The 15,801-nt window shown below is 64.0% G+C and carries 9 protein-coding genes, 1 pseudogene and 1 riboswitch; of the genes and pseudogenes, 4 read left to right on the forward strand and 6 right to left on the reverse strand.

What is annotated here, in order from left to right; translation table 11 throughout:
• Positions 1–135 precede the first annotated feature (135 nt).
• The 3 genes from SHTP_RS14700 to SHTP_RS14710 all read right to left on the reverse strand — a co-directional run bounded on the left by SHTP_RS14700 (position 136) and on the right by SHTP_RS14710 (position 2,831).
• Positions 136–369, reverse strand: coding sequence for an Rv1535 family protein (locus SHTP_RS14700; protein ID WP_011739657.1), 234 nt, complete (start codon positions 367–369; stop codon positions 136–138).
• Positions 370–654: 285 nt separating this feature from the next.
• A riboswitch (M-box (ykoK) riboswitch) is annotated at positions 655–824 on the reverse strand.
• A gap of 177 nt (positions 825–1,001) precedes the next feature.
• Positions 1,002–2,135, reverse strand: coding sequence for a nitronate monooxygenase (locus SHTP_RS14705; protein WP_096370987.1), 1,134 nt, complete (start codon positions 2,133–2,135; stop codon positions 1,002–1,004).
• Between the two features lie 132 nt (positions 2,136–2,267).
• Positions 2,268–2,831, reverse strand: a complete 564-nt coding sequence (locus SHTP_RS14710) for a carboxymuconolactone decarboxylase family protein (RefSeq protein ID WP_096370988.1) — start codon at positions 2,829–2,831, stop codon at positions 2,268–2,270.
• A 265-nt stretch (positions 2,832–3,096) separates the two neighbouring features.
• On the opposite strand from SHTP_RS14710, the pseudogene pks2 reads away from it, so the two are divergent.
• From pks2 to SHTP_RS14730, 3 genes and pseudogenes are all read left to right on the forward strand, one after another.
• Positions 3,097–9,351: pseudogene (gene pks2, locus SHTP_RS14715) on the forward strand (sulfolipid-1 biosynthesis phthioceranic/hydroxyphthioceranic acid synthase).
• A gap of 53 nt (positions 9,352–9,404) precedes the next feature.
• Complete coding sequence (locus SHTP_RS14720) at positions 9,405–10,061, forward strand: class I SAM-dependent methyltransferase (RefSeq protein ID WP_096370989.1); 657 nt, start codon at positions 9,405–9,407, stop codon at positions 10,059–10,061.
• 339 nt (positions 10,062–10,400) lie between these two features.
• Positions 10,401–12,020, forward strand: coding sequence for a hypothetical protein (locus tag SHTP_RS14730; protein ID WP_096370990.1), 1,620 nt, complete (start codon positions 10,401–10,403; stop codon positions 12,018–12,020).
• On the opposite strand, the gene SHTP_RS14735 is transcribed toward SHTP_RS14730, so the two are convergent.
• Genes SHTP_RS14735 through rfbH form a run of 3 tightly spaced genes read right to left on the reverse strand, consistent with a single transcriptional unit; the run spans position 11,987 to position 14,846 of the window.
• Positions 11,987–12,487, reverse strand: a complete 501-nt coding sequence (locus SHTP_RS14735) for a GtrA family protein (RefSeq protein WP_096370991.1) — start codon at positions 12,485–12,487, stop codon at positions 11,987–11,989. The two genes, SHTP_RS14730 and SHTP_RS14735, sit on opposite strands and share 34 nt — an antisense overlap.
• Entirely contained in the window at positions 12,484–13,500 is a 1,017-nt protein-coding gene (rfbG, locus tag SHTP_RS14740; protein WP_096370992.1) for a CDP-glucose 4,6-dehydratase, read from the reverse strand. Before rfbG ends, SHTP_RS14735 begins: the two co-directional genes overlap by 4 nt.
• A 2-nt stretch (positions 13,501–13,502) precedes the next feature.
• Positions 13,503–14,846: a lipopolysaccharide biosynthesis protein RfbH gene (gene rfbH / locus SHTP_RS14745; RefSeq protein ID WP_012394085.1), complete on the reverse strand. Its 1,344-nt coding sequence runs from the start codon at positions 14,844–14,846 to the stop codon at positions 13,503–13,505.
• A 177-nt stretch (positions 14,847–15,023) separates the two neighbouring features.
• Here rfbH and rfbF point away from each other — a divergent pair, with 177 nt between their 5' ends.
• Entirely contained in the window at positions 15,024–15,800 is a 777-nt protein-coding gene (gene rfbF / locus SHTP_RS14750; protein ID WP_015356050.1) for a glucose-1-phosphate cytidylyltransferase, read from the forward strand.
• Position 15,801: the final 1 nt, after the last annotated feature.

Here is a 15,801-nt window from a genome sequence, read left to right on the forward strand (position 1 = left end):
TGTTGCGCGCCAATAGTTCCAAGGGGTTGCCAAGCCACAGAACACAGACGCCTACGTCTGTGGCGTGGCAACCCCTTGGAACCGTGCGTCAGCTACGGACTCGCTCGTAAGGCTGCGATGCTCGCAATCCATGGCTCACGCCTGGACTTCGAGCAATCCAACGCGCCAGAGTGCGGCGTAGACGTGGCGCACCGGAACGCTCAGCAACCGAGCCGCGCCGGCGACCAGCGGGTCGCCCCCGACGAAGTCGCTGCGGTTGGCCGACTTCTTCTTGGCAGCCGGAGCCGGAGGTGGCGTTCCATCGCGTACTACCGTCAGCCGCGGCGCGGGCGATACGGTTACCACTTCGTCGAAAACAGCTACGGTCATGATGCCCTCCCGGACAGGTTCGAAACGAGAATGAATTGGACTGATATGTCCCGTCCCTTAGCGATTCCGATCCAAGAGCGTTTGGTCCGCAGACCATCTGCGTGGGCAGATTCAGCTGAGGACGTCGCGCTTGGGGCCGGATCGGGACGAAACATAGCCCGGATATCGATCCGGACTGCCACTGGAACTCATGCGTCCCTCACCTCCTCACAACCACGACGCGTGCGGATAACCGCACGATTTCCATGCGCAAAGGAGTACAGATGCCCGACGAACGTCGGAGAATCCGCACCCCACTCGTCAAAGCTTTGGCACCACACGACGTGTCCGGTAAACCGGAAGCCACCTGGGCTCAACCCTTAAGCCGGGAGGAGCTGTCCTGACCCGGGGCGTCTTTCGACGTTCGGGGTCAGTGGCCTATGTTCGTGTAGCCGCCTCACCTAACGAGGTGCTTGCCTGACCGATCATGCATGACCGGGCTGCGCGGGTCAACGTGAACCGGTGCCCGTGTCCGATTCTTTACGTTTTCCCCCGGCACGCTGACAGCTTTTCGCCAGGTTAGACGCTTCTGACCTGGGCTTTTGATACCGAAGTCGATGTATTTGAGATGGCTTTGAATCAGGTGTCGACGATCAATCGGCGAGTCGCTCCAGCCGCCCGATGGTGTCGATGAACTCCTCGACCATCTCCAGCACCACCGACCGAGTCGGCCGCACACGGTCAAGCGAACCGACAACCTGACCCACGAAATAGGTGGCCAGTTCTCGTGCCTTGGCTCCGGGTTGGACAGCAGCCTGGTTGATTCGGATCTGCGAATCGGTGATCAGCGCGGTCTGCAGCGGCATACCAAGGGGTTCGGGGGTATCGGGGCGGGCCCATTCGTCGGTCCAGGCAGTGCGCAGCATCCGTGCCGGTTTGCCCGTCATCGACCGCGAACGCACGGTATCCGAGGAGGTCGCCGCCAAGAACTTGTCCTTGACCGCCGGGACCGTCTCGGCTTCCTCGGTGGTCAACCAAACCGACCCGCACCACACGCCTTCGGCTCCAAGGGCCAGTGCGGCGGCGATCTGGCGGCCGCGGGCGATGCCGCCGGCGGCCAGTACGGGTGTCGGCGCAACCGCATCCACCACCTCGGGAACCAGCACCATCGTGGCCACCTCGCCGGTATGACCGCCGGCCTCGGTGCCCTGCGCGACGATCAGGTCGACACCGGCCGCCGCGTGTCGTCGCGCGTGTTGGGTGGTCCCGGCCAGGGCCGCTACCAGCACTTCCTTCTTGTGAGCCCGCTCGACGAGATCGCTCGGCGGCGGCCCCAGCGCACTGGCAATCAGGCGGATGTCGTGGCTGAAGACCACGTCCAACAGCGGCTCGTAGCCTTTCGGCGAGATGTTGAGCCCTCCCCCGGATCGCGAAATCCGCTCCGCTCCGGCTTCCGGAGACGGTGCGATGCCGTAGCGGGCCAGCAGTTCCTCGACGAACGCCCGATGCGCTTCGGGCACCAACTCGCGAGCCTGCACCGGGTCGATTCCTCCCTGCTCCGCCCCGACGTATTTGGGCGGCAACAACAGGTCAACTCCGTAGGGCTTTCCGCGCGTTTGCTCCTCGATCCAGGTCAGCTCGCTCTCCAGCCGTTTCGGGCTGTGAGCGGTGGCACCCAGAATCCCGAAACCGCCCGCGTTGGTCACCGCGGCGACCACGTCTCGGCAGTGGCTAAAAGCGCAGATGGGAAACTCGACGCCGAGCATTTCGGCCACTCTGGTTCGCATTTCCCGACGCTAAGAATCCCAGACCGATATGTCAATCGAATCGCATGACACTCAACGCGTTACGTGTTCAGCCTTCGCGAACTCGGCCGAAGAATTCACCCGTGCTGTTCCGCAACTGCGGCGACGTTGCCGCTAGGGCGAACAGCCATCGGGCGGCCAGTTCGCCACGCCATCCTCCAACGGAACCTTGAGGCTGTGCAGGATCGAAGCAACCATGCGCCACGCACTGATCGCGGTGACGAGTTCGGTAAGAACCGTTACGTCCCCATGCAATTCGCGCTCACACTCCGCCCAGCTCGAGGCACTCACCGCGCCGTCGCGCACGATGTCGTCGGTCGCTGCCAACACAGCACGCTCGGCCGGACCGAATCCGTTGTATTGGCGCCAATCACGCACCCCGAGTAGGTCCTGGGCGGAGACCCCCAGGCCGGAGGCAACGCGCCAGTGCTGGGTCCATTCGTAGTCGCACGCGGTAAGCCACCCGATCCGCATGACAACCAATTCGCGCAGCCGAGGGTCGAGGGCGCCATGCCAGAGCATGGTCGCGAGCAGGTCGTTGAAGGTCCGGGCCAGCCGCGGATGGTTCAGTAACGCCTGAAAGATGCTGAGCTCAGCCATGTAGTTGGGCACGCCCGCTTCGTCGGCGGCGGCCTTGGCCTCGTTGACCGGCAGTAGTGGCACGCGGGGAATAGCCATAGTCTGTCACTCCGTTGGGCTCGCCGACTACCAGCACACTATGAACTATCAACTCGCGAGTCAATTGCAGACTCGTTGCGGCGCAGCACAAAACGGCCATCACATGACAAACTGCGCGCTGCCGCGGCATTGGACAGGTCCCGCGACACGCATTTCCCAAGACGCTCGCTTTGCGTGGCTGGGCGGCCGAACCGGCTACGCTGCGAATGCTGCCAACTCCAATAGACGTCAAGAGACTTACTTCAATAGATGTAGAGATCGGTCTGTGGCTAAATCACATGTCACCCCCGTAGCGGTGATCGGAATGGGGTGCCGGCCCCCCAAGGGCATCGACTCTCCGGAGAAGTTCTGGACGGCGTTGCTGCGCGGGGACGACCTGATCACCGAGATTCCCGCCGACCGCTGGGACGCCGATGAGTACTACGACCCCGAACCGGGCGTGCCGGACCACTCGGTGTCGCGCTGGGGCGGATTCCTCGACGATGTGGCCGGTTTTGATCCGGAGTTCTTCGGGATCAGCGAGCGTGAAGCCATCGCGATAGATCCCCAGCACCGCTTGCTGTTGCAGACGTCATGGGAAGCCGTCGAGCATGCCGGCATGCCACCGATGTCGCTGAGCGGCTCGCTGACCGGGGTGTTCGTCGGGATGTGTCATGACGACTACGCATTTGTCACCGACGATGCCGGCGCGCTGGGTGATGCCTACGCGTTCACGGGAACCGCGTTCAGCATGGCTTCCGGTCGGGTGTCCTATGCCCTGGGCCTGCGCGGTCCAGCCATGACGGTGGATACGGCCTGTTCGTCGAGTTTGCTTGCGGTGCATATGGCCTGTCGCAGTCTGGACGGGGGTGAGAGTGACCTTGCTCTGGCGGGTGGCTGCATGCTCATGCTCGAACCGGATGTGTTCAGCTCGGCATCCGCGCAAGGCATGCTCTCTCCGACCGGCCGTTGCCGCACCTTCGATGCCTCCGCCGATGGGTTTGTCCGCTCCGAGGGCTGCGCAGTGTTGGTGCTCAAGCGGCTTCCCGATGCCGTGCGCGACGGCGATCGAGTCCTTGCCGTGCTGCGCGGCACGGCAACCAACCAAGACGGACGCACCGACAACATCTCGACCCCCTCGCCCGACGCCCAGGTCGCGGCCTACCGAGCGGCGCTGGCTGTCGCCGGCGTCGACGCCGATACCGTTGGCATGGTCGAGGCGCATGGCACCGGAACGCCGGTTGGTGATCCGATCGAATTCAGCAGCCTGGCACAGGTCTACGGCAGCAACGGGAACCCGTGCGCGGTCGGATCGGCCAAGAGCAGTGTGGGCCACACCGAGGCCGCCGCCGGGGCGGTGGGGATCATCAAGGCCGTCCTTTCCCTCCAACATGGCCTGGTACCGCCGATGGTGCATCACACCCGGCTCCCCGATGAGCTAGCCGAAATCGACAGCGCACTGTTTGTGCCACAAGCGATTACGCCTTGGCCGGAAGGCAACGGCCGGACCCCTCGGCGGGCGGCGGTGTCGTCGTATGGCATGTCGGGCAGCAACGTTCATGTCATCCTCGAGCAAGCCCCCGAGCCGGCCGTTTACCGCAACGGCGCAGCCGGGTTGGGCGATGCGTTGCTGTTCACGGTGTCCGCCAGCTCGACAGAGGCGTTGCGGCAGACCGCCGACCGGCTCGCCGACTGGATCGACAATCACGAAATATCGCCGTCGGATTTGGCCTACACCCTGGCACACCGACGGTCCCATCAACCGGTGCGAGCCGGACTCATCGCCGGCGACCGAACCGAGTTGGCCCACCGATTACGCGAGGCAGCCGCCGGCGATACCCCCTATCCGGCCGTCGTCGGCCGCGACGATCTCGGCCCGGTGTGGGTGTTCTCCGGGCAGGGTTCGCAGTGGGCGACCATGGGTGCGAACTTGCTGGCCAATGAACCGGTTTTCGCCGCTACCGTGGCCGAGCTCGAGCCGCTGATCGCCGCCGAGTCCGGCTTTTCGGTGACCGAGGCGATGACGGCGATGGAGACGGTGACCGGCATCGACCGGGTGCAACCAACGCTATTTGCCATACAGGTAGCGCTGGCACAGGCAATGAGGTCATACGGGGTCCATCCCGGGGCGGCCATCGGCCACTCCCTCGGCGAGGTGGCGGCTGCCGTCGTGGCCGGGGCGTTATCGCTGGCAGATGGGGTGAAGGTCATTTGTCGCCGCTCCCGGCTGTGCACCCGGCTCGCGGGTAGCGGCGCGATGGCGTCGGTGGAGCTGCCCGCCGCACGAGTACGCGAAGACCTGGTCCGTCATCGGGCCAAGGACGTTGTGGTTGCGGTGGTGGCTTCGCCGCAGTCCACCGTGATCGGCGGGGCCACCGACACCGTGCGCGAGCTGGTCGCAGCCTGGGAAGAGCGCGAGGTGATGGCTCGTGAGGTGGCCGTCGACGTGGCATCTCACACCCCGCAGGTCGAGCCGATCCTCGGCGAACTTTCCGAACTACTGGCGGATGTCGAGCCGCTGGCGCCGCAGGTCCCGTACTACTCGGCGACCTCCTTCGACCCGCGCGAACGGCCGCGCTGCGACGCCCGCTACTGGGTCGACAACCTGCGTCATGCGGTGCGTTTTTCGGCAGCGGTGCGCGCGGCACTTGACGACGGCTACCGGGTTTTCGGCGAGTTGTCACCGCACCCGCTGCTGACCCGCGCTGTCGAGCAGACCGCGGCAAGCCTGGATATCCCCGCCGCAGCCCTGCCGGCGATGCGACGCAACCAGCCGCTGCCCCACGGGTTGCGTGGCTTGGTGGCCGACCTGCACAGCGCGGGCGCCGCGGTGGACTTCGCAACGCTATGCCCCGACGGGCAATTGGTGGATGCTCCGCTACCCGTGTGGGCGAATCGTCGTCTCCTGCTCACAGCGGCGGATACCAGGCGACACGGATGCGCCAACAGCGTTGCAGCGCACCCTCTTTTAGGGGCGCACGTCGATCTGCTGGAGGAACCGGAGCGGCACGCGTGGCAGTCCGAAATCGGCACCGCCACGCTCCCCTGGTTGGGCGATCACCAGGTGAACAGTGTGGCCGCGCTGCCGGGGGCCGCATACTGCGAAATGGCGCTCACGGCTGCCAATACGGCATTCGGCGATCTGTCGGAGGTCGGCGACATCGGCTTCCACGAGATGCTGCTACTCGACGATGAAACCGCGGCAGGCGCTGTCGCTTTGCTCGAGGCACCCGGGATCGCCAGCTTCGCTGTGGACACAGTTCGCGGCGGCGAAAAGGTGCGCCGCAGTACCGCACTACTGCGTGCGGTCGAGCGCGACTCGCAACCGGCGGGCTATGACATCGAGGCGCTGCTAGCCGCCCATGCCTGCCGTCTGGACGGAGACGAACTGCGGGAATGGTTCGGCAAGACCGGAATTCACTATGGCCCCGCGTTCACGGGCCTGGTCACGGCGCATGTCTGTGAACGCGGCAGCGATGCGGTGCTCGCCGAGATCAGCTTGCCGGGTTCGATGCGCACCCAACAGGCCGGCTATCTGGTCCACCCGGCATTGTTGGACGCCTGCTTCCAGTCGGTTCTCGCGCACCCGGTTGTGCGGGAAATGGGCAACGGCGGCTTGCTGTTGCCGTTGGGTGTGCGTCGGCTGCGTTCCCATGCATCGACCCGCGACGCACGCTTCTGCTACACGCGAGTGACCGCCTGCGGCCATGACGCCGAAGCCGACATCGACGTCTTGGACGAGCATGGGACCGTGCTACTGGCGGTGCGCGGCCTGCTGATGGGTACCGGGCTATCGGAGCTGGCCGACCAGGATCGCTTGATGAGTCGGCACCTGCTGGGCACGGAATGGCAGCAGCGCGAGCTGCCCCAGCCCCAAGCGCCAAACCCCGAAAGCTGGCTGCTGGTCGGGATTTCAGAAACCGCCGATCGACTCACGACGCGGCTCGCCGAGGCGCTGAAGTCGCTTGGCACCGACTGCATCACGACGAGCTGGCACCTGCAGGCCGACCACATCACCGACGCTGAGCGGTTCCGCGATCAGCTGCGCGACCACCGGTTCGCGGGCGTGGTCGTCATGACCGGGACGGGCTGCAGCAGCCCCGTGACCAGCGATTACGTTCGGCATGTGGTGCGTGTTGTTCGGGAGTTGCCCGAGATTATGGGTGAGGCGCCGCGGTTGTTTGTGGTGACGCGGGGTGCGCAGACGGTGTTGGGTGGTGAAAGTGCCAATTTGGAGCAGGCTGGGTTGCGTGGTTTGTTGCGGGTGATTGGTGCTGAGTATCCGCATTTGCATACCACTCATGTTGATGTTGATGAGCACAGTGGTTCTGAGGTGGTTGCGCGTCAGTTGTTGTCGAGCTCTGAGGAAGACGAGACGGCGTGGCGTTGTGGCCAGTGGTATACGGCGCGGTTGTCGCCGATGCCGTTGCGTCCCGAAGAGCGCAAGACCACGGTGGTGGAGCATGACACTGAGGGGATGCGGTTGCAGATCCGCACGCCTGGGGATTTGCAGACGATGGAGTTTGTGGCTTTTGATCGGGTCGCGCCGGGGCCGGGTCAGATCGAGGTCGCGGTCAGCACCTCCAATATCAACTTCGCGGATGTGTTGGTCAGTTTCGGTCGGTATAACTCCCCCGATGGGCAGATGCCGCAGTTGGGTACCGATTTCGCCGGTGTGGTCACCGCGGTGGGTCCCGATGTCACCGATCATCAGGTTGGTGATCGAGTCGGTGGGATGTCCCCGCATGGTTGTTGGGCCACTTTTGTCACCTGTGATGGCGCGCTGGCTACCCCGATCCCGGCGGGTCTGACCGACGCGCAAGCGGCCGCGGTGACCACCGCGCACGCGACCGCCTGGTATGGCTTGCATGATCTGGGCCGTATCCGTGCTGGTGACAAGGTGCTCATCCATTCCGGAACCGGTGGGGTGGGCCAGGCCGCGATCGCGATCGCGCGCGCGGCCGGAGCCGAAATCTATGCCACCGCGGGCAGCCCCAAGCGTCGCCAAGTGTTACGCGACATGGGCATTGAGCATGTCTATGACTCACGCAGTATCGAGTTCGCCGAGGCCATCCGCGCCGACACCGACGGCTACGGGGTCGATATCGTGCTCAACTCGCTGACCGGCGTCGCCCAGCGCGCCGGGCTGGAGTTGCTGGCCTGGGGCGGGCGGTTCGTCGAGATCGGCAAACGCGACATCTACGGCGACACCAAGATGGGCCTGTTCCCGTTCCGGCGCAACCTGTCGTTTTACGGTGTCGATCTGGGGATGCTCTCGATCACCCATCCCCGACTGATCCGCGAGCTGTTGACCACGGTCTAGCAGCACACCGCCGAGGGCGTGTTACCCATGCCCCAAGACACCCACTACCCGCTGGCCGAGGCGGCCACCGCGATCCGGGTGATGGGCGCCGCCGACCACACCGGCAAACTGCTGCTCGACATCCCCAGCAGCGGACGCAGTGCGGTGGTCCTGCCTCCCGAACAGGTACCGGTCTTGCGCGCCGATGGCTCCTACATCATCACCGGCGGCCTGGGCGGGCTGGGACTGTTCCTGGCCGAAAAAATGGCCACCGCCGGGGCCGGACGCATCGTGCTCAGTTCCCGCTCAGCACCGAGCCAAAAAGCCCTCAAAACCATCGAACTGATCCGCTCGATCGGCTCCGATGTCGTGGTCGAATGCGGCGACATCGCCCAACCCGCCACCGCAGCACGGCTGGTCGCCAACGCCACCGCCACCAACCTGCCCCTACGCGGAGTGCTCCACGCCGCCGCGGTCGTCGAAGACGCCACCTTGTCCAACATCACCGACGAACTCCTCGACCGCGACTGGGCCCCCAAGGTCTACGGCGCCTGGCACCTCCACCAAGCCACCACCGACCAACCCCTGGACTGGTTCTGCTCCTTCTCCTCCGCAGCAGCCATGCTCGGCTCACCAGGCCAAGGCGCCTACGCCGCCGCCAACAGCTGGCTCGACGCCTTCACCCACTGGCGCCACAACCAAAACCAGCCCGCCACCGCCATCGCCTGGGGCCCCTGGGCCGAAATCGGCCGCGCCATCGCCCTGGCCGAAAGCAGCGACGCCGCCATCGCCCCCGACGAAGGCGCCTACGCCTTCCAAACCCTGCTCCGCCACAACCGCACCTACACCGGATACGCTCCGATCATTGGTGCACCGTGGGTGACCGCCTTTGCCGAACGCAGCAAGTTCGCCGAAGCGTTCAAGGCCTTGGAGCAAGGCCGTTCGGGGTCCAGCAAATTCCGTAGCGAGTTGGACGCGCTGCCGTTGGATGAGTGGCCCGGGCAGCTGCGGCGAATGGTGGCTGAGCAGGTCAGCCTGATCCTGCGCCGCACCATCGATCCGGACCGTCAGCTCTCCGAGTACGGGCTCGACTCCCTGGGCAACCTCGAGCTGCGCACCCGCATCGAAACCGAGACCGGGATACAAATCAGCTCCACCGACATCACCACCGTACGAGGCCTAGCGGACCACCTGTTTGCCCAGTTGGCGCCGGAAGAAGCCGCAGCATCGTCACAATGAGCACTGAAAGTAGATGCGAATCAGGGCTATTCGCCCTTCGGGACGGATAAGTCATGCGTATCTTGCCGGAGACAACGAGCGTCACCGAGTACTACGGTCACAAGCGGCCGGAGATGTTGCGATTCCTACCGGCCGACGCGCAATGCGTGCTCGAACTCGGTTGTGGTGAGGGCGTGTTCGGTGCCATCGTGAAGCAGAGCACCGGCGCGGAAGTATGGGGCCTCGAGTACAACGAAGGGGCAGCCCAGCGTGCCGGCGAACTGCTCGACCATGTCCTTGCCGGCGACGCCAGCACCCGAATTGCCGAGCTACCCGACAACTACTTTGACGCGGTCGTCTGTAACGACGTGTTGGAGCACCTGGTGGATCCGCTGGACACGCTCAAGCGGCTCAGACCCAAACTCAAGCCCGATGGCGTCGTTGTCGCCTCGATCCCGAACATCCGCTACTTGCCCGCGCTGGGCAAAGTAGTTTTCCGAAGGGACTTCCCGCAGAAGGATTTTGGCATCTTCGACCGCACGCACCTGCGCTTCTTCACCCGCAGCAGCATGGTGCGAATGTTTGAGGACGCTGGGTTTTCGATGCAACGCATCAAAGGCATCAATCCTTTCCTGGGGCCTTTTGGTGCATTGTTCGTCGCTTTGAGTCTGGGGCACTTCGCCGATGGGGTCTTTCTGCAGTACGCGTGTGTGGCTACTCCAGCCTCTTGAGTGTGGATGAGATTTTCGACTGGGCCGATGTGTACGCGCCGGACGTTGTTGTCCGGGAGATGGTTTGCTCCAAGCACAGCAAGGTCGCATCCGACTCCGCGCTCAAAAACGTATGCTCGGACCATGAATCACGCTGTGCCGCCCAGCGACGACACAGATGAACCGATGAACTCGTTCGGTACGCACGTCATCGGGCCGGCGTAGCGGCATGACCAGCTCCCGGTTCAGGCGCACCGAATCCGTCGGTGTCGAGCCGGTTTTGCCGGCGCTGTCAGAGTTCCTAGCGAAGCATTTCGCGTGACCGTGGTCTAGGCGCAACGTCGCTGCGGATCCGACGCCATGGCAGGCACCGACGACCACATCCCGAAGGAGCAGATCATCAGCAGCGTCCGCGTACGGTCAGCCCTCTTGTACATCACCATTGCGGTGGGGTTCGTACTAGCCACAGCGGTCCTGCGTGGCCAGCAGATCAGCGAATGGAATTACCTCAACCCCGATGAGGCCGAGCTGTTGGTTCAGGCGCGCGCAGCACGTCACTCACCAGTTCCGTTCAGTACCTGGATAACCGGGACCACCGGCCCGTATTGGACGTTGTTCCTCACCGGTCTTGCTGTCTTCGGTGCACCGTTGACCCTCACCTTCGCCCATTTCTTGGCCGCAGCATTGCTGGGGCTCACCGCCGCCGCCCTTCTCGTCGCCGCTTCCCGCGTCATCGGATTCGGTCCCGCGTGGGTGGTCACTGCCTTGTGGTGGTTTCCCTTCGCCGTGATTTTCCCGGTGGGCGACCCATTGGACTTCGGCGCGCTCGCCACCGAATACCTACCGACATCGCTCGTCGTGACATCGGCACTGGTGAGACGCGAACAATTAGCGGCGCGGCCCTGGCTGTTCGCCGTTGTCGGCGCGCTAGCCGGCGTCGCGGTCGGCTCAAAGTTCCAGGTCGCGCCCTTAGCCGTCGCATTCGCCGCGGCACAAATGATGGTGCTGCACACCCACACCAAGCGCACGGTCGTATCGATGGTTTGGTGGGCGGCGGGCGCGGTGTTGCCACTTGCGGCGATCGTACTGACGATCGTGGTTTCTCCCGCGACCAATTGGGTCCTCGTCGATCAGACCCTGTCCTTTTTGGGGTCCTATGCGGGCGGCCCCACCGCGATGCAGAAACTTCTGCACACCTGGGACACGTTCACCTGGCCGGCGGGCTACATGCTGGTGCTGCTCGCCGTAGTGATCTGGCTGGGCCGGCACAGCGACAGGCGGTCGAAACTGGCCCGCGTCGTCGTGATCGGGGGCGGACTGGTGTGCACTCTGATCGGCGGCATGGGCTTCCCCCACTACCTGATTCTGCTTTTCGGAGCCCTCGGCCTGGCCACAACAATGCCAATCAAGCCTGGCGCACAACTGGTTCCCCAGCGTTTGTCACCAGCTCTAGTGGCCAGCGCGGTGGCCGTGGTCACGATCGTCATGCTCGTGGTCGGCTATGCCATGAATCGGTGGCGACCGCTGTCGCCGCAACAGGCGGCCGCCGCGTTCTCCGCGAATTCGGTCCACCGCAATTCCAGCATGGCCCGTGCCTGCCCGCCCGGCTCGTCCGCCCTGGTTTGGGGCTGGGCGCCCGAGATTTTCGTCGAACAGGACTGGCAGAACACCGTCCCCTATCCCAACGTGCTCGGGATGGCGATCAACCCCGCCATTCGCGAGTCCGCCGAGCCGATCATGCGCGCCGGAATCGACCAGGCAAGTTGCGTCGTCGACGCCACCAACGTCAAACGCGCCCAATGCCCACCCCTGCGCTCCGAGCACCCGCTGGGTTACTGCCTTCCGCCGACGGTGACGCTGGCGCGAATCTATCCGCAACTATCCGAACTGGTGCGCCAACAGTTTCACACCGTCCCCATCATCGATGGCTGTGACGGGTGCACGTTCTATGTGCGCTCCGCATTCGAGGCGTCGTCCTGAGTGTCGGCGACACTGCGGCGAAACGAGAAGTGCCGGTGGCCGAAATAGCTGAGGAAGGTGCTCACCGCGATGATGACTGCCTGCGCCGTGATGCGTGGGATGCCCATCTCGACCAGCACCGGTAGGGCCACAGCGTTCATGCCCAGCGACGTGAGATACACGCTTTCGAAACGCGCCAGATCGCGCAGCACATGTCCGCGCACGTGGAACACGAATCGCCGATGCATCACGAAGGCGAACAGCACGCTCAAGACATGCGTAATGCCAAGTGTCACCAACGAGCCCGCGACCTTGCCGAACCTGTGGTCGACGAATTGGCCCACGCTCTCCGAGCAGGCGACGAAGATCGCAAATCCGACGACCGTGTTGATTCCGCCCACCACCAGGAAGGCCACTCGCTGGTCGCGGAAGAGCCGGATCAGCGGCCCGGGCGGCGCCGGTTCCGGTGGCAGGTCGAATTCGGTCATTCCAGGCTTTCGAATGCGGCGATCTGGTCTCGGGTGACGGCGAGCGGATCGGCACCGCCATGCACCTGGCGCTCCCAATCGATTGTCCAGGCCACCGCATCGCGGAAACCTAGCCGATTGCGCCAGCCCAGCTCCGCCTGCGCCTTGGCGGCATCGAGGGCCAGCAGATTCGCCTCGTGTGGGTGACCTCCGTCGTCGAGATCCCAGTGTGCGCCGCCGCCCCATAGTTCGACAGCCAACGAGGCCACCTGGCCTACCTCTACGAAGCTGTCGCGGCCCGGCCCAAAATTCCATTGGCCCAGACCGGATCCGGCCAGCAGCGCGTCGGCGAGGGTCAGGTAGCCATTGAGGCAGTCGAGTACGTGCTGCCATGGCCGCACGGCGCGGGGGAATCTCAGGCGCGGAGCCTGGCCCCGCGCGTAAGCGTCCACCAGGTCTGGGAACAGGCGGTCGCGACTGATGTCGCCCCCACCGATCACATTGCCGGCACGCGCAATGGCTGTGGGGCAATTGGGGAAACTACGAACCCAAGACTGGGTCAGCAGATCCGCCATGGCTTTCGACGCGCTGTAGGGATCGTCTCCACCCAGAGGGTCGGTTTCGCCATAGCCGGCCTCCTGGTTGACGTTGCGGTAGACCTTGTCGGTGGTGATGACGACATGCGCACGCACCGAAGGGGTGGCGCCCACGGCCTCGAGCACGTTGAGAGTGCCCATGGCGTTGGTCTCATAGGTGTAGCGCGGGTTGCGGTAGGACTCACGGACCAGCGACTGGGCAGCCAGGTGGATCACGACGTCCGGCGCGACCGCCTGCAACGCTGCCGTGGTGGCCTCCGACTCGCGAATGTCCACCCGCAAATCGGAGACAAGCTGGTCGGCAAGGCCCGCGCGCTTGAACAGGCCGGCCTGCTCGGAATCGAGTGCCAGACCGGACACCTGGTGGCCGCGACTCAGAAGGAGCAACGCCAGCCAGGGTCCCTTGAACCCGGTATGGCCAGTAATCAGGTAATGCACGGCTATCGCGCGGCCTCGGCCATGTACTCGCGGATCGAGTCCGCCACAAAATCCAGCATCGGCTTGGTCAGACCCGGGAAAGTGCCCACCCAGAAGGTCCGATTCATCACGATGTCGGTGTTGGTCAGGTCGCCGACGATCCTGAAGTCAACATTGCGATACGCCGGCTGCTTCACGAGGTTGCCGGCGAACAGCTGACGGAAACCGATCTTGCGCTCATCGAGGAAGCGCATGAACTTGGTGCGTTCCACCGGGTGCGCGGGATCGAGAGTAATCGGGAAACCGAACCACGACGGATCCGAATTCGGCGTGGCCACTGGCAGGATCAGACCTTCGACGCCGGACAGTCGCGCGCTCAGGTAATCGAAGTTCTCCTTACGCGCCTGCACGAATCCGTCGAGCTTTGCTAGCTGAGACAGCCCCAGCGCGGCCTGCATGTCGGTGGCTTTCAGGTTGTACCCGATATGGCTGTAGATGTATTTGTGGTCGTAGCCCTTGGGCAGATCGCCAAGCTGCCATTCGAACCGCTTCTGGCAGGTGTTGTCGTTTCCCGGCGCGCAGTAACAGTCGCGCCCCCAGTCGCGGAAGGACTCGACCTGCTTGCGGACCAACGCCGACTTGACGAACACCGCACCGCCCTCGCCGGTGGTGATGTGGTGTGCGGGATAGAAGCTCACGGTCGCCGTGTCGCCGAAGCTTCCGGTGCGTTTGCCGTCATAGGTCGAGCCGAGCGCGTCGCAGGAATCCTCGACCAGCCACAGACCGTGCTTGTCGCACAGCTCTTGGACGGTGTCCAGATCGAACGGATTACCCAGCGTGTGGGCCATCATGATCGCCCGAGTCTTCGGCCCGACCGCTTCGCGCAGGCGCTCCGGGATAGCGTCGTAGGTGCCCAGCTCAATGTCGACAACAACGGGCCGCAGCCCGTTCTGGATGATCGGGTTGACCGTGGTGGGAAATCCGGAGGCCACCGTCAGCACCTCGTCGCCGGGCTCCAGCGGCCGCTTTCCGAACCGCTTCTTGTTCTTCCCCAGCTTTGGGCTGGTCAGGGCGCTCAGGGCACACAGGTTGGCGCTTGAGCCACTATTGACGAAGACGGCGTCACGGGCGCCGACGTAGCGGGACAGCGCCCGTTCGAAGAGCGGATGGAACCGGCCCGCGGTCAGCCAGCCGTCCAGGGACGCGTCAACAAGTGCAGCGAAGTCCTCGGGGTCGAGCACCTTGCCCGACACGGGGACCGGCGTGGTCCCTGCCACGAACTCCGACGTCGCGAGCTTGCGCTTTGCGTAGCCACGAACGGCCGCGAGGATATCGGCACGATCCTCCTCGAGCCCGTTGTCCCCCAACGCATCGGTATCGAGTCTTGAAATGAGATCTCCTCAAGCGTTTGGAATTCATACCGTACGTCGCGACCTCGAAACGCCACCCTGCGTCTCGCGACATTGCTAGTGTGTCACCTGCGCGACGCTGCGTCAGCGAAACCGCTTCGGGGGAATGCTTACTTTGAGATTGGAAGATCCATCATGAAAGCCGTACTCCTCGCGGGTGGTCTCGGAACTCGTATGCGTGAGGAGACCGAGTTCCGGCCCAAGCCCATGGTCGAGGTAGGTGGCCGGCCAGTGCTGTGGCACATCATGAAAGTCCTGGGGCACCACGGAATCTCCGACTTTGTTGTCTGCACCGGCTACAAGAGCGAGTACATCAAGGACTACTTCTCCAACTATGGGGTGTCCAATCTGGACTTCACCATCACCCTCGGCGACCAGTCGAGCATCAAGTATCACGGCTCGCACGACGAATTCAACTGGCGCGTGACGGTGGCCGACACCGGCTTGAGCACGATGACCGGCGGCCGAATCAAACGGATACACAAGTACGTTGGCGATGAGCCGTTCCTGTGCACCTACGGAGACGGTATCGCCGACGTCGACATCCCCGCACTGCTGAAGTTCCACCGCTCACACGGCAAGATCGCCACGGTGACAGCCACCCAGCCGATGAGTCGGTTCGGGGTCATCGACCTGGAACAGGACGGCGCGGTGGCCAAGTTCCGGGAGAAGCCCAAGACCGAAGACTGGATCAATATCGGCTACTTCATTTTCGAGCGCGGAGTCTTCGACTACCTCGAAGGCGACGAAACCGTACTCGAGGACCAGCCGTTGCGGCGCCTGGCCGAAGACCGCCAGATCGCCGCGTTCCCGCACCACGGCTTCTGGCAGCCGATGGATACCTTTAGGGAGTCACAACTGCTGAACAACCTCTGGAACAGCGGGAATCCGCCGTGGAAAGTATGGGAGTGAG

The sequence above is a fragment of the Mycobacterium ulcerans subsp. shinshuense genome, from assembly GCF_002355775.1.
GTDB classification, from domain to species: domain Bacteria; phylum Actinomycetota; class Actinomycetes; order Mycobacteriales; family Mycobacteriaceae; genus Mycobacterium; species Mycobacterium marinum.

Coding starts and splice junctions, on each gene's coding strand:
- SHTP_RS14700 (WP_011739657.1), bottom strand. CDS start 369: ATGACCGTAGCTGTTTTCGACGAAGTGGTAACCGTATCGCCCGCGCCG.
- SHTP_RS14705 (WP_096370987.1), bottom strand. CDS start 2,135: ATGCGAACCAGAGTGGCCGAAATGCTCGGCGTCGAGTTTCCCATCTGC.
- SHTP_RS14710 (WP_096370988.1), bottom strand. CDS start 2,831: ATGGCTATTCCCCGCGTGCCACTACTGCCGGTCAACGAGGCCAAGGCC.
- SHTP_RS14720 (WP_096370989.1), top strand. CDS start 9,405: ATGCGTATCTTGCCGGAGACAACGAGCGTCACCGAGTACTACGGTCAC.
- SHTP_RS14730 (WP_096370990.1), top strand. CDS start 10,401: ATGGCAGGCACCGACGACCACATCCCGAAGGAGCAGATCATCAGCAGC.
- SHTP_RS14735 (WP_096370991.1), bottom strand. CDS start 12,487: ATGACCGAATTCGACCTGCCACCGGAACCGGCGCCGCCCGGGCCGCTG.
- rfbF (WP_015356050.1), top strand. CDS start 15,024: ATGAAAGCCGTACTCCTCGCGGGTGGTCTCGGAACTCGTATGCGTGAG.